The sequence below is a fragment of the Micromonospora chokoriensis genome (assembly GCF_900091505.1).
GTDB lineage: Bacteria > Actinomycetota > Actinomycetes > Mycobacteriales > Micromonosporaceae > Micromonospora > Micromonospora chokoriensis.
In genome coordinates, this window is the sequence record NZ_LT607409.1 from 3,646,389 (window position 1) to 3,671,115 (window position 24,727).

The window sequence follows — 24,727 nt, forward strand, 5'->3', positions numbered from 1 at the left end:
CCCGAGGTCGTCGGTCTTCAGAGGTGCGGGGCCACTCACAGTCCGCCGCCGCCCTTACGGCTGCTCGAGTCGAGCACGCGCTGCTGCTCCTTGGCGATGTCGTCGAGCGCGTCCTTCGGCTTCTTCGCGCCGTTGAGAGCCGCGTTGACGTTCGTGTTCTCGATGTCGACGAGGCGTGCGTACTCGGGCACGTTCCACATGTCCCGCATCCGCGGCACCGAGTCGGCGTACACCTTGTTGAACGGCCCGGCGTTCAGGAACTCGGGTGACTGGATCGCGTCGGTACGCGATGGCACCCCACCGGCCGCCGCCCACTTCTTCTGGATGTCGGCCCGCTCGAACCACTTCATGAAGTTCAGGGCCTCCGCCTGGTTCGCCGCCGCGGAGTAGGCCGACACGTGCATCCCCATACCGCCGAGCGGGACGAGGTTCGTCTTCTGGCTCGGCAGGGTGGCAAAGCCCAGCTTGTCGAGGATCTGCTCCCGGGTGGTGCCGAGCGTCGACTGCTTCGGGTCGAGCAGGCCGCCGCTCGCGGCGATCCAGTTGAACGCGATGCACGCCTTGCCCTGCGCGACGGCGGCGTTCACCTCGTCGATGAACCAGTTGCCGGAGCCCTTGGCGGTCAGCGGCTTCATCTTGTTGACCAGGACGTCCATCGCCTCCTGGCCCGCGGCGTCGTTGAGGACGCCATCGATCTTCCGGGACTTGGCGTCCCAGAGGTTGCCGCCGTAGACGCCGTTGACCGTGTTGTAGGTGACGGCCGCGGCGTCGGAGCCGTTGGCCTGGTGGAACGCCAGCCCGCTGACGCCGGGGTTGTCCGCCTGGCACTTCTCGGCGACGGAGATCATCTCGTCCCAGGTCTGCGGCGGCTTGTCGCCGATCAGGTCCTTGCGGTAGATCATCGTCCAGGTGTCGCCGAGCAGCGGCAGTCCGTACAGGCTGGCGTTCTCGTCGCGCTTGCCGGTCTCCGCCTGGGGGAACTGGCCGTAGGCCGCCAGGAGGTACGGGTCGTAGGCGTTGACTTCGATGTTGTTCTTGACGAAGTCGGTGAGGTCGAGGATGTTGCCGTTCGTCACGGCCTCGCCGATGTGCTGCGAGTCCAGGATCGCGATGTCGAAGTCGGTCTTGCGCGCGGCGAACTGGGTGAACATCGCGTCGTGCCAGTTCGCGTTCGGCACGGTGTTGACCTTGACGGTCGCGTTCGGCCGCTCCTTCTTGTACTCCGCGTTGGCGAAGGCCTCCAGTGCCTGCGCGGGGGGCCATTCGAACCAGATGAAGCTGAGGGTCAGCGGATCCTTGGTGAGCTCCGGGATGGCCGCCGGCGCCTTGGGGGCGCTCGCCTTCGGGTCGCCGTCGTCCTTGCCATCGCCACAAGCCGCCACGGTCGTGGCCATCAGCAGCATGGCCGCCGCCGCCAGCTGCACCTTCCGGCCGGGGCCGGATGTCCGTCCTGTTCGCTTCAAACGCCGCATATTCCTGCCTGCTTTCTGGGTTCGGACTTCTAGGGCCTCGCTAGGTGCTTCGCCGAGCAGGTGCTGAGGTGTTGCAGCGTGTCACCGGGCTGTCGCGGGGTGATCCACGACCGGCGTCACGGGTGCCGTGATGTAACGGGTCTTCATGGCACCGAGAAGATCTTCGGCCCAGGTTTCCTATACGATCGAGTGGGGGCGTCAGCATGTCGCAGCGTTGTGACTGATGTCAACAGGTTCCCGAAGACGCAAGAAAGGGCCTCACGTCACGATGGACGACGAAGCGATCACCGCGCGGAGACGTAGGGCCGTGACGGGCGGGACGCCGCCGGGAAGAGCGGGCGGCCGGCTCGCCGACGAGGTGTACGACACGCTGCTCGGACAGCTGATGTCGCTCCGGATCGAGCCCGGCTCCCGGGTGACGATCGACGTCCTGGCCCGAGAGCTGGGGGTCTCGCAGACGCCCATCCGGGACGCCCTGAACCGCATGGAAGCCGAGGGCCTGGTCGTGCGTGTGCCCCATGCCGGCTACCGCATTCCCCCTCAGATCACCCGGCACCGCTTCGAGGACATGCTCGAGGTCCGCCTGCTCCTCGAACCGGCGGCGGCCCGCAGATCCGCCGAACGCGCATCCTCCGAGCAGGTGGCCGGTCTGCGACGGATGCTGGAGGAGATGGCGGAGCTGGAGGGGGGCGAGGGGTCCACGGCCTACGGTGCCTTCGGGCTGCGCGACGCCGCCTTCCACGACCTCGTCGCCCTGAGCGCGGAGAACCAGGTCATCCGTGAGGCGCTCGCTCGCCTGCACAGCCACGTACACCTCTTCCGGCTCCACCACGACACCCAGGTCACCCACCTGGCCATGGCCGAGCACGAGGATGTCGTGGCCGCGATCGCCGCACGTGACCCCGACGCCGCCGCCTACGCGATGCGTCGGCACATCCTGCGATCGGGTGATCGTTTCCGACGATTGTTCGCGGAAGTCACCGATGCGAATGGATTGACTGTGGAGGCTTGACGGGCGGGCAGGGTCAGGCGATGCTAACGCGATCGGATCAGATCGGATCGGATCCCTTCCACCCGTCCCAGACGCGAGGAGAAGCAGGTGCCCAGAGCGCTGCTCCTGACCGGCGACGCCGCCGAAGAACTCGACACCATGTATCCCTACTACCGCGTGCAGGAGGGCGGCTGGGACGTCGACGTCTCGTCACGGACGATGCGTGACGTGCAACTGGTCATCCACGAGTTCGACCCCAACTCCGACGCCTACGTGGAGAAGGACGGCCGGAAGCTGCCGGTCGACGTGCCCTGGGCCGACGTCGACGTCGAGCGCTACGACGCGCTCATCATCCCCGGGGGGCGCGCTCCCGAGTGGATCCGGGTCGACGCCGACGTCAGGCGCATCACCGAGCACTTCTTCGCGCGCAACCTCCCCATCGCACTGGTGTGCCACGGCGCGCAGGTGCCGGCGGTGTACGGGCTGCTGAAGGGGCGCAAGACGGCGTGCTTCCCGCCCATCACCGGTGACATGGAGAACGCGGGCGCGACGGTCATCGACGCCCCCGACGTCATCGACGGCAACCTCGTCTCCTGCCGGGGATGGCCCGACATGCCGCAGTTCGGCCGGGCGATGATGGAGGTCTTCTCGAAGTCCGTCAGCCCCGCAGCATGACCGCGACTGGCCTGCCCCGGTGACGACACATCGGACCGTCACGGTCGACGGTTCCCCCGTCCACGTCCTCGAGGGCGGCGCCGGGCCCGCGGTGCTGATGCTGCACGGCTCCGGACCCGGCACGACCGGGTCCGGAGCCTGGGCAACGACAGCGCAGGCACTCGGAGCGACCTGGCACCTGGTGGCTCCGGACCAGGCGGGGTTCGGCCGCACACCTGTCCCGGCGGGCTCCCGAGGCGGGCTCCGGCTGTGGACGGAGCAGGCCGCCGGCCTGATGGACGCTCTCGGTATCGAGCGCTACGCGGTGGTGGGCCACTCGATGGGCGGTGCCGTGGCACTGGCGTTGGCGGCCGCACGCCCCGAGCAGGTCACCCGTGTCGTGGCGGTCTCGACGATGGGCACCCCCGGGGCCCCGCTGTCGGCCGACCTCGATGCGATCTGGGGCGCCCCCGCAGGCCCGCTCGGCGCACGGGACATGCTGAGTCGCCTCGTCCTCGACCAGGCGCTCGTGACCGATGCCGCCGTCGACGCCCGGGCAGCCGCGATGCGGGAGGGAGCCGCAGCGTATGCGTCGCTGTTCCCTCCACCCAGAGCGCGATGGAATGACGACCTCACCCTCTCGGCGCAGACGCTGGCCTCGATCGGCGTCCCGGTGCTGCTCGTGCACGGCGCCGAGGATCGGGTCACCCCGCTCGAAACGACGGCCCGGCCCTTGCTCGACCACCTGGCCGACGTCCGTCTGCACGTGCTCGACCGATGCGGGCATGTGCCGGCGACCGAGCACCCGCAGGAGTTCCGGCAACTGCTGTCGGGCTTCCTCGGTCAGGACCGAGGTCACTAGACAGCTCTACCTGGAGGAGCCCACTCTGTCCTGCCGACGGCCGGTGACGCTGCGCAGAGCCAGATAGGCGGCTCCCGCGGCCAACGCCCAGGGCGCGGCGACGATGATCGGGTCGAGCAGATGATGGACGCGGTCCACGCGCCTGGCGTGGAGGCGCGACGCGATCCCGTTGTGGGTGAACTCGCTCAGGACACCGGTCTCGCTGATCGGGTTGTCGGGGTGGCGGGTCAGGAACGACCCGACGGTGCTCTCGACCGCGTCCACCCGGTCGGCGGCGAGCAGGAGCAGCCAGTGGGCGGCCCGCCCCTCGCTGTAGGTGCGGTAGGAGTACCGACGGATCACGCCGGAGAGACCCTTGGGCGGGCACGAGGTGCCGAAGACCGGGGTGAGGAACTTGTGCTCGATCGACCTCTCTCTCGGCGACTTTTCGGGCTGCCGCTCGGGAAACTCCCAGTGCGCGCCGTTGAGGGTCGGGTCGAATCGCTCCTGCGGCACCGATGGCCGGTCCTTCGGGTCGAGGTCGACGCCCCAGCCGGGGATTCGCGCACGTAGCTCGTCACTGGATTCGGCACGTTTCGGCTTGTCGGCGGTGTAGGCCATGTCGGCTCCCGGTCGGGTCAGGCGGCATTCGGGATGATCAGCGGCTTGATGCAGCCGTCGAGCTTGGCCGAGAAGAGGTGGTACGCCTCGGCGATGTGTTCCAGCGGAATCCGGTGGGTCACGATGTCACTGGGCTTCAGGTAGCCGTTGCGGATGTGCTCGAACAGACGCGGCCACTGCCGCTTCACCGGGCACTGGTTCATCCGCAGGGTCAGGCCCTTGTTCAGCGCGTCACCGAACTTCACCGCGCTGAACATCGGCCCGTACGCGCCCATCACCGAGACGTTGCCGCCCTTGCGCACCGAGTCGATCGCCCAGTTCAGGGCGACCGGGGAGCCACCCTGCAGCTTCAGCTTCGCGGCGGTGACGTGCTGGAGGAGATTACCGTCGGCCTCCGCGCCGACCGCGTCGATCGCCACGTCGGCGCCCAGGTGGTCGGTGATCTTCTTCAGGTGGACGACGATGTCGTCGTACTCGGCGAAGTTGTAGGCCTCGGCGTGGGCGAACGACGCCGCCTTCTCCAACCGGTAGTCGAGGTGGTCGATGACGACGACCCGACCAGCGCCCATCAACCAGGCCGACTTCGCGGCGAACAGGCCCACCGGCCCGGCACCGAAGACGACGACCACGTCACCCTCGACGATGTCGCCGAGCTGTGCCCCGAAGTAACCGGTCGCCAACGCGTCGGTGAGCAGGACGGCGTCGTCGTCGTCCATCCACTCCGGAATCGGACTCGGACCGACGTCGGCGAACGGCACCCGCACGTACTCGGCCTGGCCTCCGTCGTAACCGCCGCAGGTGTGCGAGTAGCCGTAGATGCCGCCCACGGCGGTGGCGTTCGGGTTGACGTTGTGGCAGTTGCTGAACAGCCCTCGGGCGCAGAAGTAGCACGACCCGCAGTAGACGTTGAAGGGCACCATCACCCGGTCACCGGGCTGGAGGTTCCGCACCGACGGGCCCACCTCGTCGACCACGCCGACGAACTCGTGACCGAAGGTCATCCCGACCCGGGTGTCGGGCATCATGCCGTGGTAGAGGTGCAGATCGGACCCACAGATCGCCGCGCGCGTCACCTTGACGATCGCGTCGTTGGGATGCTCGATCGCGGGCCGGTCCTTCTCCTGCACCCGCAGGCGGTACGGACCGCGGTAGACCATCGCTCGCATCGGCTGCCTCCTGGAGCACAAGGGCTGGTGGATGTGTCGCCCCGGGGCCGGTCCGAAGCACCGTGAAGCTCGTACCCCTGGCTTTCTCTGACAAACCGGCGCGGGATGAGCCGCGACTCAGCCGGCCGCGCCGGTCCAATGCCGGCCTGTGCGGGGTGGCGGGGTCCGGGGCTGGGCCGAATTGAGTTCGATCCGGTGTGTCGGCTCGGGCAGGATGGCGGGGTGATCTGGGGGATACGGGGCGGCGGGGTTCAGCGGTCGGCGCACGCGGAGGCGGGGCCGCTCGCGATGTCGGCACGAGCGGCGGCGGCACTCGGCGAGGTCACCAGCCGGATGCTCACCACCTGGCTGGCGGATGCCCGCCCCGGCGCATGAGCGCACGCCGACGGTCACCGGCGCAGGACCTCCGGATCCGACCAGGTGGTCGTACCCGAACGGTCTAGGTGGTTCGCGGGTCAGCTGCCGGAGGTGCTTCGTCGGGTGGTGACGCACGGCGGATGACCAGCAGGGCGATGTCGTCGTCGGGGTGTTCCGGAGCGGTGCTGGTCATGATGTGGTCGCACAGCGCCTCGGCCGGCTCGGACCGCACAACGGTGGCGAGGCGGTCGATGCCGGTGTCGATCAGTTCGGTGCGGCGTTCGATGAGCCCGTCGGTGTAGAAGACGAGCGCCGCGCCGGGCGTGAGGTCGAAGACCGTGGTGCGGCGGCCGGTCACCGGGCCGCCCACACCGAGTGGCCGGTCCACACTCACGTCGACGAGCTGGGCGGGTTGGCCGGGGGCAACCAGGAGCGGCGGCAGGTGACCCGCGCAGGAGAGGTGGACCGTCGTACGGTCGGGTGCGATGAGGGCGTAGACGGCGGTGGTCAGGGTGCCGGCCTCGAAGTGGTGAATCTTGCGGTCGAGGGACGTCAGTGCCTCGGCGGGGTCGTCGGCGTCGAGCGCGTAGGCGCGTAGCGCGCTGCGGATGCGTCCCATGACGACGGCGGACGGCAGGCCGTGGCCGGAGACGTCGCCGATGACGGCGCCCAGCCAGCCCGAGGGCAACACGAACACGTCGTACCAGTCGCCGCCGATGCCCAGGTCGTGGCCGGGTGCGTACCGGGCGGCCAGGTCCAGACCGGGAATGTCGGGTAGCCGGGCGGGCAGGAGGCTGCGTTGCAGGGCAAGCGCAGCCTGCCTGTCGAGGACCCGCGCTCGGGCCTGACCTGCCGAGCTGGCACGATCGGCGACGAGTTGCAGCAGCCGCACATCGTCGGGACCGAACCGGCGCAGGGTCAACGAGCCGACGTGCAACACGCCGACGAGGTTGCCGTTGGAGAGCATCGGCACGCCCAGCAGGGCACGGATGCCCTTGGCGAGCAGGATGGGATTGACCACGTCGTCGGGTGTGACGTCGTAGATCGTGACCGGCGCACGTGTCGCCGCCACCCGGCCGGCGAATCCGCGCCCGACCCGGATGCGGAAGCCCCGGCGCACCTCCTCCTCCAGGCCCTTGGCCGCCGTCGCGACGAGTTCGCCGGTGTGGCCCTCCAGCAGCAGGATGGTGGCGGTATCGACAGTGAGCAGGTCCCGGACCCGTTCGAGCAGCTCGTCGAGCAACTCGGCGATGTCCAGCCCCGACAACGCGGCGTCCGTGATCGCGTCGATACGGCGCAGCCGCTCCTCGTTCGTCACCATCTCGGCACCGCCCACCCCGGCAGCCTAGACGCCGGCGCGCCGCCGACGGCGCGCCAGGAACGGGATCGACGGTGTCGCGCCCTCGACCGGGGTACCTTCCCCTGTCACATTGATGCCTTCGTCGTTCGGTGAACCCGTCGGGGAGGGCACACTCCGAGACGCGACCGGCAGGCTGCCGGAGTTCACGTCCGGACAGGGAGGGGGAGTGGTGGCGGTCCCATCTCGTGACCACCATGCGCCGACCGCTGGGAGGCCCCTGTTCTCGACGTCGTTCGCCCTCACGGACCTCGCCCGCGTCCGCAACGAGGTCGAGGTTGTCAGTCGGCGGTATGGGCTCGACCAGGACGAGATCGAGGACTGGGTGACAGCGGTCAACGAATTGTTGATCAACGTGATCCGACACGGGGGCGGCAGGGGTGCCATACGCCTGCTCCTGGACGACCAGCTCACCTGTGAAGTGACCGACCAGGGGCCGGGGTTCGACGCCGCTCACTACGTCGCGCGCGTCGAGCGGCCGCCTCTGTCCGGCGCCGGGGGGATGGGCCTGTGGGTCGTCGGGCAGATGACCGACTACCTGTTCGTCGGCAGCGGACCCCAGGGCACCACCATCCGCATCGCGGCACGCGCCCGCGGCTAGCCCGCTGCCCCTCCCCGCCCAGCCCACGGTGTCGTGGGCGTCACCTGGTACCGGACTCCCGAGTCCGGTACTGTCGGCGATATCCGGACTCGAGGGTCCGGATAATCGAAGGGACAATCCGATGACACCGGTACGCATCAGCGACGCCATCCGCGACGTGGCCTTCGAGCCGCGCCTCACCGTGGAGGAGGCTGTGGACAAGTACTACGCCCCCGGCCTCGTCCACGTCGCCGACGGTCGGACGCGCGACCGTGCCGCGTTCACGGCGATGGTCGCCGGCATTCGCGGCAACGTCGTCGAGGGCACGGTGACCGTGCTCGACGAGCTGTACGACGGTCCGAACTACGCCGAGCGGCACCGCTACCGGATGACCACGGCCGACGGAACGGTCGTGCACCGGGAGGTGTACTACTTCGCCACGCTCGCCGAGGACGGTCGATTCCAGCACGTCCACGAGAGCGGCTTCGACGTCGACCAGGAGCCCGGGCTGCCGCAGCCCCAAGCAGACCGGCAGTGACCGCGCACCGGCGTGCGGACGCGCTGCGCAACCACGAGCGGGTGGTGGTGGCGGCCCGTGAGCTGTTCGCCGAGCGCGGTCTGGACGTGACGGTGCCCGAGGTGGCGGCGCGCGCCGGAGTCGGACGGGCGACGGTCTACCGGAGCTACCCGAGCAAGGACGACCTGGTGCTGGCGGTCGCACAGGAGAGCTTCCGTGCGCTGCGGGCGCGTACGCTGGCCGCCCTTGCCGCCGACGACGCCTACCGCGCGTTACGCGACTACGTGCCGGACCTGCTCGAACATCTCGCCCGCGACCGCGGCCTCGCGGCGGTGTTCTTCGAGGGTCGTCTGCTGCCCGCCGCGGAACTCGTCGACCTGATCGGCCGACTCCTTGAGGCGGCGAAGGCATCCGGACCGGTCCGGCCGGACGTCGGCGCCCTCGACGTCCGCGTCGTGCTGTGCGGCGTGGTCCGCCAACTGATCGCGCTGGACGAACGCGACCCGGCCGTGTGGCGTCGCTACGCGAGCTTGATCCTGGCCGCCTTCCGCCTCTGACCAGGGTCCTGGGTGTTCTGCTCCGGCCTCGGCGGGACACCGTCTGCTGGGCTGCTGGGCGAGCGCCCCGGCGTCGGTCAGCCCGCACGTTCTCGTCAGCTGGGGCTGATCGCACCGGGTGCGGCATCGCCGCCGTTGGTGGCCGGCGGGGCGTTGACGAGGACCTCCATCAGTTCGTGTAGTTGTCGCGTAAGAGCGCCCTCGTCGATCCCCGCGAGGGCCGGAGTCGCGATGACCTTCCGCATCAGCCACACTCCGGCGATCAGGGCGAGAAGCAGTTCCGCGCGGGGGGCGGCGTCAGGCCCGGGCAGCATGTCGGTCAGATGCCGACCCACGTGCTTCTCGATGCCCGCACGGATGATCTCGGCGGCCCGTGGGTTGGCCGCCGATCGCAGCATCAGCACGAACGGGTCCAGGCTGTCCGCCTCGGGTGCGGTCCGCGCGGCCAACCTGGCCGCCGTCCGTTCGCTCAGTACGCCCAGGTCGTTGCTGACGACGGTTCGTGGAGCGAACAAGCGGTCGACCGCCTCGGTGAACAGCTGTTCCTTCGAGCCGAAGTAACGGTTCACCAGCATGGCGGTCACGCCTGCGCCTCCGGCGACCTCGCGTACGCCGGCTCCGTCGTAGCCCAGGCGGGTGAACGCCTCTATCGCTGAGTTGAGGATCGCCTCGCGGGTGGCGCTGGCGTCGCGCCGTCGCGGGCTGTCGCCGGATCCGCTTGTGTCTGCCGTCACATCTACGAGTGTAGACTACTTCGTTCAGCCAAGTCTACAGTCGTAGACATAGCGGCCTGAGGTATAGAGACTAGGGGAATGTGATGGACCTACAACTGACCGGCAAGCGTGCCCTGGTGACCGGCTCGAGCTCCGGCCTCGGTGAGGCGATGGCGCGACTGCTCGCCGCCGAAGGCGCCCGGGTGGTCGTGCACGGCCGGAGCGAGAAGCGCGCCGCGGCGGTGGCCGAAGCGATTCGCGCAGTCGGCGGGAAGGCCGACATCGCGCTCGGTGATCTCACCACGGACGAGGGCGCGGACGCGGTAGCCACCGCGGCTCTGGCCGGCGGCCCGGTCGACATCCTGGTCAACAACGCCGGTGCCTACAAGCATCTGTCGTGGGCTGACGCCACGCCGGACTCCTGGCGTGAGACCTACGAGGGCAACGTCATCTCCGGCGTACGGATGATCCAGCGACTTGTGCCATCGATGCGTGAGCGTGGCTGGGGGCGCGTCATCACCATCGGTGGCGGCCTCGCGACGCAGCCGTTGTTCCAGCACCCGCAGTACAACGCCACCCTCGCCGCCCGACACAACCTGGCGGTATCGCTCGCCCGGGAACTGAGGGGCACCGGTGTGACGTCCAATATCGTCGCGCCCGGAGCGATCCTCGTCGAGGCCGTCAAGGACCTGCTGATCGAGATCGCCCCCGAGCGGGGATGGGGCGAGACCTGGGAGCAGATCGAGCAGGACGCGACGAACGAGTTGGTGCCCAACGACATCGGACGACTCGGTCGGCCCGATGAGATCGCCGCCGCGGTCGCCTTTCTCGCCAGCCCGTTGGCCGGATACATCAGTGGCGCCAACATCCGCGTCGACGGTGGCCACATCCGCAACGTCACCTGACCCCCGCACGCCGGTGGGCGCACGAGGCGTCCACGCGGCAGTTGTCGACGCTGTGGGTCCGGGCTGACAGCGGCCTATCCCACAGCGGCCCCTCGGGTCGGTGCGGGGGTTCTGTGTGCTCCCGGGCGTCCGGTAGTGGACACACTCCGGCCCGCACCGACCTGGCACAGAGCAGACCTTAAGGAAAAGACGATGAGCGACGATGTTCGAGTGATCGCCGACAAGGCGTACGACGCCCTGATCGCAGGGTTCCAGACCGGTTCGTGGGAAGGCTTCTTCGGTCTCTTCGACGATGAGGTTGACGTGATCCTCCCGGCCCCGCAGACCGGCCACTTCACCGGGGCCGAGGGGCGCGAGAAGCTGGTCGGGTTCTTCGGTGTGTTCGCACCTGGTGCCAGCCGGTTCGACCAGGTCGAGGTCATTTCCAGGACCGTTGGTGAGGACCGGGTCGTCTTCGAGGACTGGGCTCGGGGTGTCTTCTTCGGCGAGCCGTACGCGGCCCGGCACTGCATCCACATCATGGTCCGCAACGGCAAGGTCGTCGGATTCCACGAATACAACCGACCGCTCGACTGAGCGCGGCCAGCGGCTGCGTGTGGTCCGGTCGGACCCGTAACCCGCTGGCGCCGGTTGAGCAGCCGTCGGTTCTGGTGGCGGTGGCCCGGCGGGGAGTTCCCGGCCGGGCCACCCCCGGCCGGGCCACCCGTCGACACCGGCCGGCCGGCGGCCTTGCCCCAATCATCTTAGTCATTAAGATAATCGCATGGCCGTATCGACGGACTTCTCAGTGGCAATCGCCGGCGCCGGCCTCTCCGGCCTCTGCCTCGCCCAGTACCTGATGCGCGCCGGCATCGACGTGCACGTCTACGAGCGGGACCCGGGCCCGTTCGTCCGGCGGCAGGGCTACCGGATCATCCTCGACCGGTACGGGCTGGAGGCGCTGCGCGAGAGCCTGCCCCGCCAGCTGTACAACCTGGCGCTGACCACCGGCGACGAGCCCGGCGGGCACCTACGCTTCACCGACAGCCGGCTGCGGGACGCGTTCACCATCACCTTCAAGGACGAGCCGCACGCCACCCGCCAGGTCGACCGGCTGACCCTGCGGTCGATCCTGCAGTCCGGGCTGAACGGGCGCATCCACTACGGCAAGGACGCCGTCGCGGTGGAGAGCGGCGGCCCGGCAGGGCTGCGGATGCGGTTCTCCGACGGCGGGGCCGCCGCGGCAACCGTCGTCGTGGGCGCGGACGGTGTCGGCTCGGCCCTGCGCGCGCAGCTCATGCCGGACGCGGACCCGACGAACACCCCGATGGCGGGCATCTACGGTCGCTCACCCCTGCTGCGCAACGGCGAGAGCGTCATCCCGGACGCGTTGCGGACCAGCGGGGTCCTGGCCATCGCCGACCAGCCGGGCCGTGCCTTCTTCTTCACCCCCATGCGGTTCGGCGAGAGCCCGCCGGAGGCGTTCGCGCGCCTGGCCCCGGGCAGCTATGCGCCCACCGGCTACGACTACGTCATGTGGGGCCTGCTGCTCCGCCAGGAGGAGGTGCCCCTCGGGGTACGCGGGGACCTGCTGGCGCTGTGGAGACTCGCCTCGCGGACGAGTGCGGACTTCCACCCGGTCATCCGGCGGCTGGTCGCCACGGCCGAGCTCGACGCCACGGTGCTCAACCTCTTCGCCACCGGCCGGCGTCCGCGACGGTGGGCGGTGCCCCGGGCCACGATGATGGGCGACGCCGTACACGTCATGCCGCCGTTCGGCGCTCACGGTGGCAACACGGCACTCCGCGACGCCGCCCTGCTCGGTCGCAGGCTGGTCCAGGCTCGCACGAACGGCACCCCGGTGGAGGAGGCGATCGCCCGCTATCAGGACGAGATGGTGCCCTACGCCTTCCGCGCCGTCGACACCGCCGCCGGGCTCATGCGCCGCCTGACCGGGGGCGCGACCGCACCGCACTGGGTGCTGACCCGCGTGTTACCTCGGCTGCACCGGGTCACCGTACCGGAGGCATGATTGCGGGCATGCCCCACAAACCGGCCCGTGCGTCCGCGATCGCCGACCTCATGCGCGCCGGCCGGGAGACGTCGCGGCTGTCCATGGTGTTCCGGTACGCCATCGCGGAGCGGCTGGGCCTCACCGTCAGCGACCTGGAGTGCCTGGACTACCTGGCGGACGCCAGATCTGCCACCGCCGGGCAGGTCGCCGAACGGACCAACCTCACCACCGGGGCGGTGACCAGCATGCTCCGCCGGCTCCAGCAGGCGGGCTACGTGACGGCCGAGCGCGATCCAACGGACCGACGGCGGTTGATCGTCACCCTGCGGCCGGAGCGGATCGCCGAGTTGAAGCGACCGTACGAGCCGTTCGCCGAGCGGGCGGAGCGCCTCATCGAGGGCTACAGCGTCGAGGAGGTCACGCTGCTCGTCCGCCACAATGAGCGCCTACAGGCGATGTACCTCGCCGAGTTGGACCGCCTCCGCGGCGGCGACACCGCACAGCGGTCCGCCTGAGGGGCGCCGAACGGGCTCGCTAGTGGTTACGTCGGCGCACGGAGCGGCCACCGTAAAGGTGGACACGGTGGCCGGCCCACCTGCCCGTGCGCGAGGGTGAACAAGCGGGTCGATGCTCCCGCGCGGGGAAACGCCGCCCTGCCGGGCAGGCGCTCGACGGTCACCGCCGAGCCCTCGACGGCGAGCCACAGACCCAGGCTGCGGGCGATGCTCACGCCACCGGTCAGCACGTCGGTGCGGAGCGAGTAGTTGTCGGCCTCGTCGGCCAGGACGTCGTGAACCACGACATCGCCTGCTGGCTGCGGCGCAGGAAGCTCGATCGGGCGGTTGAGTCCGCGACGGGCGTTGGCCTGGCGAGCGCCGCGGCTGGACGCGCTCCATCGCACACGTACCCGCTGGATGACGATCACCCCCAGACCATGGCCCACTGCCACAGGTCGCGCCAGCCGATATCAGCCCGTGCCACCTCAGGAGTGCCGTCGGCGTCGGGACGGGAAACCGTGGTGCGGTCCTCCCGAGGGCTGTGGATGATGGCCAGCGTGACTGAGGATGGCGGCGGGTGTGCGGAGCAGCGATTGTACGACGTTGTGGCACTGTGGGACGCCGAGACCGGATGCGGCTCGGAGGTTCTGATCCAGGCTGCCTGCCAGGCGTTGGTCGACGGGCTGGACTCTCCGACGTTGCGCGAACTCGCCGGTGCTTCGGCGAACGACTCTTCCTGGGACATTCGCGAACTCGTGACCACGTCGCTTCAGGAGCTGGAGATCCCATTCCCGGGCACTGTCCCTCCCGGTTTCGCCCTTGCGTCGGGCGGGGGAGTCGCCCGCCGGCCCGGCGTCGACTCTCTCCGCCTGGAGGTGTCGCCGACGCCCCGCGCACGCGGCGATTTCCACGTGCAGGTCTACGTCAACGGTACGGAGATGACAGCTGCCGGAGCAGGCCTCGGGATGGATCCGTACCAGATCCTGGTGCCGACCAATCGTCTGGTGGCCGTCTCCCAGCCACGCACCGTTCCGATCGCGCGCTGCGAGTGCGGTGTGTACGGCTGTGGATCCACAGACGTCACCATCACGCGTGACGGCGATCGGGTCCACTGGGACTGGTCGCTCGAGGTGCCCATGATGCGGGGCGTCTCCTTCGCCGCCGCCGAGTACGACGCAGAAGTCGCACGGGTGGCCGCGGACCATTCGTGGGAAACGCCCGAGAGGTCGGTCGGACGACGTGTTCTGACAGACGTGGACCGGGAACTGTTGCTCACCTACAACCTCCGACCCAGCTGGGTAGCCAACGACTACCGCGACAAGGAGCTGTTCCGGGTCGCCCTCGAGTTCAACGGCGACTACCAGGTCTTCGTCGACACCCCGTGGCGTGGCCGCAGCCCCGAGGAGTTGGCGGGCGAGGTGTGCGCCACCTTGGCGCGTCCTCCCAGCACCTGGCACGCCATCTGGCACGCCATGGTCCCGTCGCTGACCGCACCGCCGGAGATCGCAGGACCGTCCTGGCGACCCGCGCGGTTCTAGGGACGGCGACGGCGTCGCGCCCCTTGCCGGGCGCGACGCCGTCCGGCACGGTGCCCGACGTGACTCTGCTCCAGACCGCCTGCTCCCTCATATTCTCGGATGTCGTCGCCTGGACCGGATGCCACAACGTCCTGGTGGCCGATACCGGACCTCGACCGTCGGCCTCGCACGGCCGAGCACTCGGTGTCGCACGTCAGGTCGTCAATCACGATGGCTCGGGTCCTCGCCCGAAGGCTGAGTAGGCGGTAGCGGAGACAGGTCCTGTTGGGCTCCAGTGAGCCCAGCTGTCTGCTCCCGCGCAAGGTTCAGGTGTGCGTCGGCCTCCCGTCGGGCGGCGGCCACGAGCCTCTCGGATTCGAGCCGCGCGTGTTCGACGATGGTGCTGGCCTGTTCCTCGGCAAGTCTGAGGATCTGTTCCACGTGAGGGCCGAGGTGGGCGAAGGTTGCTCGCTGTCGGTTGCGCGGTCGTCGCTCCACGGCGGTGGCCGCACCGTCGTCGGGCACCTCGGCTTCCTCGTCGTCGATCCCGCCGTCTCCGACGAGATCGGACTCCCGCGTGCCCACCAGGAAGAGCGCGACCCCGAGCGCGCCGACAGCGATACCAGACCAGGCTGCGGCCGGTCCGAGGGACGGACCGGCGGCGACGCCGACGCCGAGTCCGACGAGAAGGGCGGCTGTCTTGGCTGGTTTGCGCACGAGTCCCCCTCGTGTGGTGCCGGCCTGGGGCTTCCGGCTCCAGCATGGCTGACAGCCCCAAACGTCGGGTACGGCAGGCGAGGCGGTCGACCGACCCAGGGGCTTCGACGAAGCGTGCCGCTACCACGGGGGCGCCGTCGGAAAATTCGTGTCGAAAGACGGTAACCAAACCGGCCCGCCAACCCGTCAGGTAGGAGACGGGTTGCCACAGGGTGCGCCCGGCCGGGGAGGGGTACGGGACATGGGTGACGTCCGTGGACGTTTCAGGGACGATCTGGCCCAACACCCCGCACCACCGTTGGGTGACCTGATCGAGCGGTCAGTGGCGCAGGGCCGCCGACTGCGCCGCCGGCGTCGCCTGGCGCAGTTCGGCACTGGCGGATCGGCGATGGTGATGCTGGTCGTGATCGGTCTGGTCGCCGGGCCCCTCGGCGTCGGTGCGGATGACGCCGGTCAGCCCGGCGGGATGAACGTGGGTTCGCCGGGTGGGGTGGTCGACTCGGCCTCGCCGTCTCCGCCCGGGGTGCCGGGCGACGTCCCGGGCGGGTTCGTGGACGGCAGTGGAGGCAATCCGAGAGGGGCGCCAGATGGGCCCGTGTCGGCGACTCCCTCGACCAGGGTCATCGACACCGTGAGGATCGAGGCGGGGCCCGGCGGCGATCTGCTGACCACCACCCCGCAGGGCGCGTTGGAACTGTTGACCCGGCTGCTGCCCGAAGGGAAGACCGGCGGGTATGCGAATCTGCGGAGCAGCGGCGCAGGTGACGGCATGCCGTACATCCAGCTCTATCTCGACCGAGGCGAAGGGCCGGGCATGCTGCGGCTCTCCATCTACCAGGACCGCCTCGGCGACAACCCGGCGCCGGGGACGGTGGAGCTGACCGAGATTCCCGACAACTGCGTGCAGAACGAGATGGTCACCGTCTACCACCGCGACGGCCTGCAGATCGATCTGATGATCTCCACCTGTCTGTCCTGGGAGGGCAAGGGAACCTCTCCGGCACCGTCCGCCCTCTCCGTGGACGAGGCGATCGCGATCGCCGCGAACCCGACGTGGGGGACGAGACTGCCGGCCGAGCTCGTCAGAAGCGGTGCCAAGAGGTTCGCGTCGCTGGCCCGGTCGAATGGCTGACGAGGACTTCGTGGAGTTCGCGCAGGCGGCCGCCGGCCGCCTGCGCGACGCCGCGTTTCTGATGTGCCGCGACTGGCATTTCGCCCAGGACCTCACCCAGACGACGCTGGCCAAGGTGTACGCCAACTGGAGCCGGGTCCGCCGGGCCGACGACCCGCACGCGTACGCCCGCAAGGTGCTGCTGCGCTGCATGATCGACCAGCAGCGGCGTCGTTCCAGCCGCGAGCTGGCGATGTCGGCGCCGCCGGATCGGGGCGAGGAACATCCGGCCGAGCTGCGGATGACGTTGCTGGACGCGGTGGCCACCCTGCCGTTACGGGATCGGGCGATCATCGTCCTGCGCTACTGGGACGACCTGAGCGTGGAGGCGACTGCCGAGGTGGTGGGCGTCTCCACCGCCGTCGTCAAGAGCCAGAGCATGCGCTCCCTCGACCGCCTGCGCCAGTTGCTCGGCGAGACCCGTTCCGAGTTGTTCGCCGAGGAACGCCATTGACCGGCCCTGTCTGCGGTCGGGGTGCGACAGCTCCGAGGGCTCTGGGGGCGAACGGCACCCGCCGCGTCGACGAATCGGCGGCGAGCATGCCAGTCGTTGCCGCCCGAGGCGTGATCCGCGGTGGCAACCATCTGTGTGGGGGAGGTTACGTGTCCGTACCGAGCAGCGGGGCGTGCCGGGGCCGGAGTCGCGGTTCGATTGCTGTCGTACCGGTGGTCCTGTCGGCGTTGATGGTGATGGCCACCGGGTGTCACCGGTCGGAGCCCGGCGTCGGCACCGAGAAGCGGCACACCACGAGCGTTGAGCCGGGCGGTCCGGGCATGCTGCTGGGGGCGGGGGACCTGGGTGCGAACTGGCACGGGGGCGACGTTCGTACCGAGTTGCCGCCCTGGCCGTGGGAGCAGAACGACTGCCCCGCCTATCAGAGCAGCGACTACGCGGCGAAGTCGCACCGGCTTGCCGCCTCGGAGCGCTACTACCGGCCGTCGGACGGCTCGTCGTTGGCCCACCACGTGGTGGAGACGTACGAGCCGGGGTGGGCCGAGCGGAATGTCGATGACGTTCGTCGGGTCCTGCAACGGTGCGCGAGCTACCTGGTCCAGGGCGCGCGCGTGTCCTTCGAGGTCGTCGACCCACGATATCTGGGGGACGCCGGCATCCTCGTCCGGGGCCGCATCGGGCGGGACGACAGGCCGGCCACCGTCACGTACGTCGTGATACTGAGACGAGGCGAGACGGTCTCGACGGTCCGGGTGCCCGAGCTGGGGAGCCAGGCTGCGCTGGATTCGATCGCCGCGAAGGCGGTGGCCCGTCTTGGCTGAGCGGGGAGGTCGGCAGCTGCCACGCCGTTGGGTCGTCTCCGCGGTCACCATGTCTCTGGCGGGTGTGGCGACGGCTGCCTTCGGTGCCACACGCGCTCGCGACGGCGGGGGAGCCGGCCCGTCGCACGGTCCTTCGCCAGCCGGTCCGATCCCCACGACACCGGCCATCGACCGGGTCGCCGAGGCGCGGACGCGTATCGAGGCGTACGTCGAGCGGTACGACGGTCACCTGGCGGTGGCGGCACTGGATCGACAGGGCACGGCCGCGGTGGCGGTCGGCGACAATCGGTTCGAGACGGCCAGCATCGTGAAGGTCGACATCCTCGCGGCCCTGCTGCTGCGCCAGAAGCCGGCGGGCAAGGCCCTGAGCTCCGGCACCAGGCGGTTGGCCGAAGACATGATCATGTCCAGTGACAACGCTGCGGCGGTGGCGCTGTGGCAGCGGATCGACGGCTCGCGCGGACTCACCGCCGCGAACCGCGCACTCGGTCTGCGGGAGACCAAGCCCAACTCGCACTGGGGCCTCACCACGACCACGGCGGCCGACCAGCTCCGTCTGCTGACCGCGTTGACATCGCCCACGGGACCGTTGACCCCGCAGGACCGTACCTTCGTCATGGGCCTCATGAAGAAGGTGATCCCCGAGCAGCGATGGGGAGTCACCGCCGCGCGGCAGTCGGGCGGTTCCTCCGTGTACGTCAAGAACGGCTGGGACACCGCTGACGTCGACGGTGGTCGGTGGCTCGTCAACAGCATCGGACGGATCGTCGAGGATCGTCACGACTGGCTGATCGCCGTCCTCTCCGACCACCATGTCAGTCAGAAGGAGGGCATCCGCGTCGTCGAGCAGGCCGCCACCTACGTGCTCACGGAGATGCGCGCCGCCACCGCCGGCGACGGTTCGTCGCAGGGGTAGGTCTCCGCCTCTGGGTGGCCGCCCGCCGAGCGGCTTTCGGGTTTCGCTGACAGGGGCCTCATCAGTGCTGGATATTGGTGCTGTACCGTCCTCCGAGGCCCGGATCCCGTGCCGGCACGGGCGGCGAGTGAGACACCCCGTCGAACGTTCCCGCCGCCTGCACAGGTGTGGTGACGTCAGCGGCAGGGGGACTCCCGAAAGGTGATGCCGAATGACCGCTGCACCTGACTCGCCCGGCCAGAAGGCAGGGCTGCCCACTGTTGTGTTCGTCCACGGGGCGTTCGCCGATTCGTCGAGCTGGAACGGGGTCATCGCCAACCTCAAGCGTCGAGGCTATCCGGCCATTGCCGTCGCCAATCCGCTGCGTGACGTGCAGGGCGACGCCGCCTATGTTCGTTCAATCGTGGACAGCATCGATGGTCCGGTCGTCATGGTCGCTCATTCCTACGGCGGAATCGTGATAACCGAGGCTGCGGATGGCGCCGCGAACGTGAAGGCGCTGGTGTACGTCGCCAGCGTCAGCCCGGACGTCGGCGAAAGCGTGCTCGACCTGGTCTCGAAGTATCCGGGGAGTGAACTCGGTACCTCCATCAAAATGGTGCCGTTCCGTCTCCCCGACGGGTCGACGTCCATGGAGCAGTACATCGATCAGGACAAGTTCCCTGCGGTGTTCGCCGCCGACGTCGACCCCGATCTCGCCGCGCTGATGGCGGTCACGCAGCGGCCCGCCGCGCAGAGCGCCCAGACGGGATCCGTGACCAAGACCGCCTGGAAGTCCATCCCGTCGTGGACGCTGATCAGCAAGCAGGACAAGGGCATTCCGCCGGACCTGCAACGCTTCATGGCCGACCGGGCCGGTTCCACCACCGTCGAGGTCGACGGGTCCCACGCCGTGGCGGTCTCCCAACCAGGCCCGGTCGCCGACTTCATCGACACCGCCGCCCGCGCGACCGCCGGCTAGGACCACCTCGTCGATCGCAGGGAGGGCGGACGGCCCAGACGACGCCGCGCTTGATCAGACGACCGGAACGGCCGGAGGCTGGAGCAGCGTGCGGTCACCGTCGAAGCCGTGGCTCAGGGCGGCGGCGACGTCCTCGTGCGGGGTTCCCAGCTTGATCGCGCTGACCTCGTTGAGCTGTCGGTAGTGCTGGTCAGCCGGCCCTGGTCACCGAGCCGGTACTTGCCGGTGGGCAGGCCTCCGGCCAGCGGGGAGTACAGGACAACACCCAGACCGTGTTCGCCTGGTGCCGCTGTACTTGGTGATGATCAGAAAGTCGTCCCGTTGATGCCCGAGCAGCCCGCCCAGCACCGTCTCGGCCTGTCCGTCCTGGTAGAGGTTGGACGTGTCGATGGTGGTCCCGCCGGCTGCGGCGAAGGCCTTGAAAGAGCGCGAACAACCTGCGCCCGACAGCTTCCGAGTCCTACGCGACCCGGCCGACCACCCCTTCTGCCTGCGAGGCTGACCGGCGTCACCGGCACCGCCGGCTGGCAACGCGCCACCGGCCCCGACCGGCGGAACCGTGTCGGCGGGGAGGCTGGGCATCTCTTGAGCTGAGAGGACAGCCTCGGCGCGGCGACCGGAGTCGCGTCGACCAGGCCGGTTGAGCGGGCGGACCCGGCGTCCACGCCGAGCCCGCCCGCCCATGTCAGTCCGCTTGTTCAGGTGCTCTCGTCCTCGACTGCGCCGACCCGCGCGCGCTCGACATGGTGTTCGGCGAGCGCGTGGTGGTCGTCAGGCGATGGGCGTGAGCCGGAATTGCTGGTTGGTCTGCCCGTGGCAGTCGTAGAGCTGGATCTGGGCGCCGTTGGCGGTGCTCCAGACGTCCAGGCATCGTCCGGACTGCACGCCGCTGATGGTGCCGTTGGAGTTGACGTTCCACTGCTGGTTGGTCTGACTGTGGCAGCTGTAGATCTGCACGGCGGCGCCGTTGCCGGAGCCTGCCGCGTCGAGGCACATGTTGCCGTACACCTGGAGTTGTTTGTTCGAGGTGTAGGTCCACTGCTGGTTGGTCTGCTTGTTGCAGCCGTAGAGCTGGACCCGGGTGCCGTTGGTGCGTGAGGCGTTGGGGACGTCGACGCACCGGCCGGACTGCGTGCCGACGATCTCGCTGGCGGTGCCGGGCGGGACGGTCGGCGTGGGCGTCGGCGTCGGCGGGTCGGTGGGGGTCGGCGTCGGCGTGGTCGGTGTCGAGGGCAGCAACGGGCACGTGCTGCGGTAGGTGACCACACCACTGTTGTCCAACAGCGGGCAGAGGAACTGGCTGTACCGGGCGTCGTTGTCGACGAACATCTTGACGAACGGCAGCATCGTCCGGACCATCACCGGGTTCGATCGCCCGACCATGAATCCGTGGTCCGCCCCCGCGACCTCCAGGTAGACGCTCTCGGTCGTGGACGGGAGGCTGTTGTACAGACCGGTGGCGTAGGACGGGGTGACCACCGTGTCCGCCTGGCCGGAGATGACCATCGTGGGCACCCGGTCGTTGGCCAGGTTCGACGACGGCGAGTACGGCGCGATCCCGACCACCGCCTTCAGCGACGAGCGTCGGATGGCAGCGCTCAGCGCGCCACCACCGCCCATGGAGTGACCGGCGACGGCCAACCGGGTGGGGTCGACCCGGTCGCGTACCGGGCTCTGCTGGGTGAGGTAGTCCAGTGCGGCGAGCAACTGGGTGCCTCGGGCCGTGTCGAAGTCGTTGCGGCTGTTGGTCTCGATGCCGATCACGACAAAGCCGTGCGAGGCCAGCCACGGGCCCATCCAGGCCAGCTCGGCGGAGAACAACGCCGTGTACCCCGGCGAGATCGCGATGGCCCCGAAGGTGCCCTGGCTGGTGTCGGTCGGGTAGTAGATCCGGCCGCCGTTGAAGCCGTACCCGGTCGGGACACTGACCGACGTGTTGGCGAAGGGGCCGTTCACGGCGGTGACGCTGGTCCGGGTGGGGTCCGGGCCCCGCTGGTAGGGGTTGTCGGCGGCCGAGGCGGACCCGGTCGTCATCGTCATGGTGAGCAGCCCGACCGCGGCGGCGAGCCCGACCGCGGCGAGCTTGAACAGTCGTCCCCGTCGGTCCGGCCGCACCGGCTCGGTAGCGGTAGGCCCAGAGGGCGGGGGGTGGTGCGCGTCGTTACGCACTGTCGGTACCTCCTGGTGGTGGGGGAGCGAGGGGCGAGCGCGCTCGGCAGATGCCGGGCCCGCTCGCCCCTGGGTGCTCTCCGGTGGTCAGCGTTGCAGGGTCAGCAGACCCGGCCGGTACGGCAGCAGCCCGTAGTCGCCGCCGGAGCTGGGGGAACGGCCCTGGTAGAGCAGTTGCAGGTTGCAGGCGTTGACGGTCATCGTCTGGTCGGCGTTGGTGCGTAGCAGCTCACCGTGGCTGATGTCGTTGGTCCAGGTGGCGCCGCTGTTGGCCTTGCCCGCGAACGGGTTGCTCTCGGACGTGGCCTGCGGCGTCCACGTGCCACCCAGGCTGGTGGCCGTGAACGAGCGGAAGTAGCGCCCGTTCGAGCCGATCGCCTCGACGATCATGAGGTACTTGTTCAGGCCCTGGAGCTTGTAGACCTGCACCGCCTCGAACAGGTTGTTCGTCGAGTCGGTCATGATGGTCGTGTAGTTGGAGCCGAAGCTGCCCGGGAAGTTCCCGATCGGCATGCTCGCCCGGTAGATCCGGCCGTTGTCACCGGCGAAGAACAGGTACATGTTCTGGTCGTCACCGATGAGCGCCTGGTCGATCGGGCCGGTGTTGGAGTTGGAGATGCTGCCGGTGAACAGCGTCTGCGCCGACGACCACCCGTTCGGGTTGGTCGGGTCACTCGAGGTCCGGTACGAGAACGCCGGGCCGCCCCACTGGTACGCGAGCACCCAGATGTTGCGCGGCGCGAAGTAGAACAGCGACGGCGCGACGGTCGCCGAGTTCATCGCGTTCTGACTGGCCGAGCCCATCTGGTTGTAGTTGCTGAAGAGGCCGAAGTTCATCGAGCCCCACGTGGTGCCGGTGTCGTGGGTGGTGGCGTAGACGAGCTGCTGCCCGTTGTACGGCGCGACGGTGAAGTCCTTCAGCGACACCCAACCCGACCTCGGCTGCGCCAGCGCGCCCGTCGACGACCACCGGTACGACGAGGGAAGGTCGCACGTGGTGGTGGGCGGCGGAGTCGTCGGGTTCGGGGTCGGCGTCGGGGTGGAGCCGCCGCCCAGGGCGGCGAGCCGGAATTGCTGGTTGGTCTGGCCGTGGCAGTCGTAGAGCTGGATCTGGGCGCCGTTGGCGGTGCTCCAGACGTCCAGGCATCGTCCGGACTGCACGCCGCTGATGGTGCCGTTGGAGTTGACGTTCCACTGCTGGTTGGTCTGACTGTGGCAGCTGTAGATCTGCACGGCGGCGCCGTTGCCGGAGCCTGCCGCGTCGAGGCACATGTTGCCGTACACCTGGAGTTGTTTGTTCGAGGTGTAGGTCCAGGCCTGGTTGGTCTGCTTGTTGCAGTCGTAGAGCTGGACCCGGGTGCCGTTGCTCGTCGAGGCGTTGGGGACGTCGACGCAGCGGCCGGACTGTGTGCCGACGATCTCGTTCGCGGAGCCCCCCGGCGGGTTGGTGGGCGGGTTGGTCGGCGGGTTGGTCGGCGGGTCGGTAGGCGGGTTGGTGGGGGTGGCGCTGTTCAGCGCGTCCAGGGTGGCCGTGTACGCGGCCTTCTTGTTGCCGTTGCACTCGAAGAGCAGCGGGGTGCCGCCGGAGCGCCACGAGTCACAGTCCCGCACACCCCACACGGTGATCCCGTTGCAGCGGGTCACGGCGAGACAGTCGTTGACGACGTTGCGGTAGGTGTTGGCCTGCGTGGTGCCGGAGCCCTCGATGTCCAGCTCGGTGATCTGCACGTCCACCCCGAGGGCGGCAAAGCTGGAGAGCGTGGTGCGGTAGTTGCTGTTGTACGGCGAGTTGGCGTTGAAGTGCGACTGGAAACCGACGCAGTCGATCGGCACGCCACGGGACTTGAAGTCGCGCACCATGTTGTACACCGCCTGGGTCTTGGCCCAGGTCCAGTTGTCGGTGTTGTAGTCGTTGTAGCAGAGCTTCGCGTCCGGGTCCGCCGCGTCGGCGGCGCGGAACGCGGCCTCGATCCAGTCGTTGCCGGTGCGCTGGAGGTTCGAGTTACGACGGGCACCGCTGTTGCCGTCCTCGAACGCCTCGTTCACCACGTCCCACGAGTAGATCTTGCCTTTGTAGTAGCCGGCCACGCGGCTGACGTGGTTGAGCATGGCGCTGCGCAGCGCGGAGCCCTCCATGCTCTGCATCCAGCCGGGCTGCTGCGAATACCAGGCCAGGGTGTGGCCGCGGACCTTCCAGCCCCGGGAGAGGGCGTGGTTCACGATCCGGTCCGCGTTGCCGAAGGTGAAGTTGTTCTGCTGCGGCTCGGTCGCGTCGATCTTCATCTCGTTCTCGGGAGTGATGCTGTTGAACTCCCGATTCAGGATCGTCGTGTAGGCGCTGTCGTTGAGCTTGTTCGCGGCGACAGCGGCACCGAAGTACCGGCCGGACTGGGCCGCGGCGGCGCCGAGGGTGGTCTCGGCGGCCTGGGCGAGGTTGGGCAGCAGCGATACGACGAGGGCCGCAACTATCGCTGCAATTCCGGAAAGTTTGAGTGCTCTTAGTCGGATACGTCGATCGGGACGGGTCCGGGGAACCATGGTGATCCTCCAGTGCTGGGATGGGGGACCTCTGTCGCTGGTGGGGTGGCGGGCCGCTCGGGCGGTGGCGGTACCGATGTCGATTCGGGCCGGCCAGGCCGGACATGACATCGGACGGTTGCCTCAGCTGAGTCGGCTTGAGCTACGTGACCAGCGGATAGAGGGTTGCGATGAGTAGGCCCGGTCGCCTGGGGGGAATCGGGGCGGACGCTGGGCGTGGCTGGACGGCGGGTGGTTCGGTG

Annotated in this window: 27 protein-coding genes; 17 read left to right on the plus strand and 10 right to left on the minus strand. The window is 69.1% G+C overall.

Annotated elements, in window-relative coordinates; genetic code table 11:
• Positions 1 to 35 precede the first annotated feature (35 nt).
• On the minus strand, positions 36 to 1,394 hold the full coding sequence (locus GA0070612_RS17105) for an extracellular solute-binding protein (protein WP_231924213.1): 1,359 nt from the start codon (positions 1,392 to 1,394) through the stop codon (positions 36 to 38).
• Positions 1,395 to 1,830: 436 nt separating this feature from the next.
• Here GA0070612_RS17105 and GA0070612_RS17110 point away from each other — a divergent pair, with 436 nt between their 5' ends.
• The 3 genes from GA0070612_RS17110 (at position 1,831) to GA0070612_RS17120 (ending at position 3,979) form a co-directional block, all read left to right on the plus strand.
• Positions 1,831 to 2,484 carry a GntR family transcriptional regulator gene (locus tag GA0070612_RS17110; protein ID WP_231924214.1) on the plus strand — a complete coding sequence of 218 codons (654 nt, stop codon included), beginning with the start codon at positions 1,831 to 1,833 and terminating at the stop codon, positions 2,482 to 2,484.
• Positions 2,485 to 2,571: 87 nt separating this feature from the next.
• Positions 2,572 to 3,138 carry a DJ-1/PfpI family protein gene (locus GA0070612_RS17115; protein ID WP_088988802.1) on the plus strand — a complete coding sequence of 189 codons (567 nt, stop codon included), beginning with the start codon at positions 2,572 to 2,574 and terminating at the stop codon, positions 3,136 to 3,138.
• 19 nt (positions 3,139 to 3,157) lie between these two features.
• Positions 3,158 to 3,979, plus strand: a complete 822-nt coding sequence (locus GA0070612_RS17120; protein ID WP_088988803.1) for an alpha/beta fold hydrolase — start codon at positions 3,158 to 3,160, stop codon at positions 3,977 to 3,979.
• Between the two features lie 6 nt (positions 3,980 to 3,985).
• Here the strand turns inward: GA0070612_RS17120 and GA0070612_RS17125 are convergent, their stop codons facing one another.
• Together GA0070612_RS17125 and GA0070612_RS17130 are read right to left on the minus strand one after the other, a co-directional pair.
• Positions 3,986 to 4,579 (minus strand): hypothetical protein, encoded by a 594-nt coding sequence (locus GA0070612_RS17125; protein WP_088988804.1) that lies wholly within the window; start codon positions 4,577 to 4,579, stop codon positions 3,986 to 3,988.
• A 17-nt stretch (positions 4,580 to 4,596) separates the two neighbouring features.
• Complete coding sequence (locus tag GA0070612_RS17130; RefSeq protein WP_088988805.1) at positions 4,597 to 5,745, minus strand: zinc-dependent alcohol dehydrogenase; 1,149 nt, start codon at positions 5,743 to 5,745, stop codon at positions 4,597 to 4,599.
• Between the two features lie 222 nt (positions 5,746 to 5,967).
• Between GA0070612_RS17130 and GA0070612_RS31500 the strand changes: the two genes are divergently transcribed.
• Positions 5,968 to 6,120, plus strand: a complete 153-nt coding sequence (locus tag GA0070612_RS31500; RefSeq protein WP_157742517.1) for a hypothetical protein — start codon at positions 5,968 to 5,970, stop codon at positions 6,118 to 6,120.
• A 64-nt stretch (positions 6,121 to 6,184) separates the two neighbouring features.
• Here the strand turns inward: GA0070612_RS31500 and GA0070612_RS17135 are convergent, their stop codons facing one another.
• Complete coding sequence (locus GA0070612_RS17135) at positions 6,185 to 7,438, minus strand: PP2C family protein-serine/threonine phosphatase (protein ID WP_088988806.1); 1,254 nt, start codon at positions 7,436 to 7,438, stop codon at positions 6,185 to 6,187.
• Positions 7,439 to 7,628: 190 nt separating this feature from the next.
• Here GA0070612_RS17135 and GA0070612_RS17140 point away from each other — a divergent pair, with 190 nt between their 5' ends.
• The 3 genes from GA0070612_RS17140 to GA0070612_RS17150 all read left to right on the plus strand — a co-directional run bounded on the left by GA0070612_RS17140 (position 7,629) and on the right by GA0070612_RS17150 (position 9,113).
• Positions 7,629 to 8,060, plus strand: a complete 432-nt coding sequence (locus tag GA0070612_RS17140) for an ATP-binding protein (protein ID WP_157742518.1) — start codon at positions 7,629 to 7,631, stop codon at positions 8,058 to 8,060.
• 121 nt (positions 8,061 to 8,181) lie between these two features.
• Complete coding sequence (locus GA0070612_RS17145) at positions 8,182 to 8,577, plus strand: hypothetical protein (protein ID WP_088988808.1); 396 nt, start codon at positions 8,182 to 8,184, stop codon at positions 8,575 to 8,577.
• Positions 8,574 to 9,113: a TetR/AcrR family transcriptional regulator gene (locus GA0070612_RS17150; protein WP_088988809.1), complete on the plus strand. Its 540-nt coding sequence runs from the start codon at positions 8,574 to 8,576 to the stop codon at positions 9,111 to 9,113. The genes GA0070612_RS17145 and GA0070612_RS17150 overlap by 4 nt, the downstream gene beginning before the upstream one ends.
• A gap of 95 nt (positions 9,114 to 9,208) precedes the next feature.
• Here GA0070612_RS17150 and GA0070612_RS17155 read toward each other — a convergent pair whose 3' ends face one another.
• Positions 9,209 to 9,847 carry a TetR/AcrR family transcriptional regulator gene (locus tag GA0070612_RS17155; RefSeq protein WP_197699162.1) on the minus strand — a complete coding sequence of 213 codons (639 nt, stop codon included), beginning with the start codon at positions 9,845 to 9,847 and terminating at the stop codon, positions 9,209 to 9,211.
• 83 nt (positions 9,848 to 9,930) lie between these two features.
• On the opposite strand from GA0070612_RS17155, the gene GA0070612_RS17160 reads away from it, so the two are divergent.
• The 4 genes from GA0070612_RS17160 (at position 9,931) to GA0070612_RS17175 (ending at position 13,239) form a co-directional block, all read left to right on the plus strand.
• Positions 9,931 to 10,731, plus strand: a complete 801-nt coding sequence (locus GA0070612_RS17160; protein ID WP_088988810.1) for an SDR family NAD(P)-dependent oxidoreductase — start codon at positions 9,931 to 9,933, stop codon at positions 10,729 to 10,731.
• Positions 10,732 to 10,923: 192 nt separating this feature from the next.
• Entirely contained in the window at positions 10,924 to 11,307 is a 384-nt protein-coding gene (locus tag GA0070612_RS17165; protein ID WP_157742519.1) for a nuclear transport factor 2 family protein, read from the plus strand.
• Positions 11,308 to 11,494: 187 nt separating this feature from the next.
• Positions 11,495 to 12,742 (plus strand): FAD-dependent oxidoreductase, encoded by a 1,248-nt coding sequence (locus GA0070612_RS17170; protein ID WP_088988812.1) that lies wholly within the window; start codon positions 11,495 to 11,497, stop codon positions 12,740 to 12,742.
• Between the two features lie 8 nt (positions 12,743 to 12,750).
• Entirely contained in the window at positions 12,751 to 13,239 is a 489-nt protein-coding gene (locus GA0070612_RS17175) for a MarR family transcriptional regulator (protein WP_231924215.1), read from the plus strand.
• Positions 13,240 to 13,265: 26 nt separating this feature from the next.
• Here GA0070612_RS17175 and GA0070612_RS17180 read toward each other — a convergent pair whose 3' ends face one another.
• Positions 13,266 to 13,523 (minus strand): hypothetical protein, encoded by a 258-nt coding sequence (locus GA0070612_RS17180; protein ID WP_088988814.1) that lies wholly within the window; start codon positions 13,521 to 13,523, stop codon positions 13,266 to 13,268.
• Between GA0070612_RS17180 and GA0070612_RS17185 the strand changes: the two genes are divergently transcribed.
• Entirely contained in the window at positions 13,515 to 14,759 is a 1,245-nt protein-coding gene (locus GA0070612_RS17185; RefSeq protein WP_231924216.1) for a hypothetical protein, read from the plus strand. The genes GA0070612_RS17180 and GA0070612_RS17185 overlap by 9 nt on opposite strands.
• A gap of 201 nt (positions 14,760 to 14,960) precedes the next feature.
• On the opposite strand, the gene GA0070612_RS17190 is transcribed toward GA0070612_RS17185, so the two are convergent.
• Positions 14,961 to 15,455 carry a hypothetical protein gene (locus GA0070612_RS17190; protein WP_088988816.1) on the minus strand — a complete coding sequence of 165 codons (495 nt, stop codon included), beginning with the start codon at positions 15,453 to 15,455 and terminating at the stop codon, positions 14,961 to 14,963.
• 241 nt (positions 15,456 to 15,696) lie between these two features.
• Here GA0070612_RS17190 and GA0070612_RS17195 point away from each other — a divergent pair, with 241 nt between their 5' ends.
• The 5 genes from GA0070612_RS17195 (at position 15,697) to GA0070612_RS17215 (ending at position 19,778) form a co-directional block, all read left to right on the plus strand.
• The gene (locus GA0070612_RS17195) at positions 15,697 to 16,587 is read left to right on the plus strand and encodes a hypothetical protein (RefSeq protein WP_157742520.1); all 891 of its coding nucleotides are present in this window, start codon (positions 15,697 to 15,699) and stop codon (positions 16,585 to 16,587) included.
• Entirely contained in the window at positions 16,580 to 17,080 is a 501-nt protein-coding gene (locus tag GA0070612_RS17200; RefSeq protein ID WP_088988818.1) for a SigE family RNA polymerase sigma factor, read from the plus strand. Before GA0070612_RS17195 ends, GA0070612_RS17200 begins: the two co-directional genes overlap by 8 nt.
• 149 nt (positions 17,081 to 17,229) lie before the next feature.
• Positions 17,230 to 17,901: a hypothetical protein gene (locus tag GA0070612_RS17205; RefSeq protein WP_157742521.1), complete on the plus strand. Its 672-nt coding sequence runs from the start codon at positions 17,230 to 17,232 to the stop codon at positions 17,899 to 17,901.
• Positions 17,894 to 18,817, plus strand: a complete 924-nt coding sequence (locus GA0070612_RS17210; protein ID WP_157742522.1) for a serine hydrolase — start codon at positions 17,894 to 17,896, stop codon at positions 18,815 to 18,817. The genes GA0070612_RS17205 and GA0070612_RS17210 overlap by 8 nt, the downstream gene beginning before the upstream one ends.
• 211 nt (positions 18,818 to 19,028) lie before the next feature.
• The gene (locus GA0070612_RS17215; protein ID WP_088988821.1) at positions 19,029 to 19,778 is read left to right on the plus strand and encodes an alpha/beta hydrolase; all 750 of its coding nucleotides are present in this window, start codon (positions 19,029 to 19,031) and stop codon (positions 19,776 to 19,778) included.
• 204 nt (positions 19,779 to 19,982) lie between these two features.
• On the opposite strand, the gene GA0070612_RS17220 is transcribed toward GA0070612_RS17215, so the two are convergent.
• The 3 genes from GA0070612_RS17220 to GA0070612_RS17230 all read right to left on the minus strand — a co-directional run bounded on the left by GA0070612_RS17220 (position 19,983) and on the right by GA0070612_RS17230 (position 24,485).
• Complete coding sequence (locus GA0070612_RS17220; RefSeq protein WP_331716373.1) at positions 19,983 to 20,462, minus strand: aldo/keto reductase; 480 nt, start codon at positions 20,460 to 20,462, stop codon at positions 19,983 to 19,985.
• 87 nt (positions 20,463 to 20,549) lie between these two features.
• Entirely contained in the window at positions 20,550 to 21,947 is a 1,398-nt protein-coding gene (locus tag GA0070612_RS17225; protein WP_088988822.1) for a poly(ethylene terephthalate) hydrolase family protein, read from the minus strand.
• Between the two features lie 87 nt (positions 21,948 to 22,034).
• The gene (locus tag GA0070612_RS17230) at positions 22,035 to 24,485 is read right to left on the minus strand and encodes a non-reducing end alpha-L-arabinofuranosidase family hydrolase (protein ID WP_088988823.1); all 2,451 of its coding nucleotides are present in this window, start codon (positions 24,483 to 24,485) and stop codon (positions 22,035 to 22,037) included.
• Positions 24,486 to 24,727 lie beyond the last annotated feature (242 nt).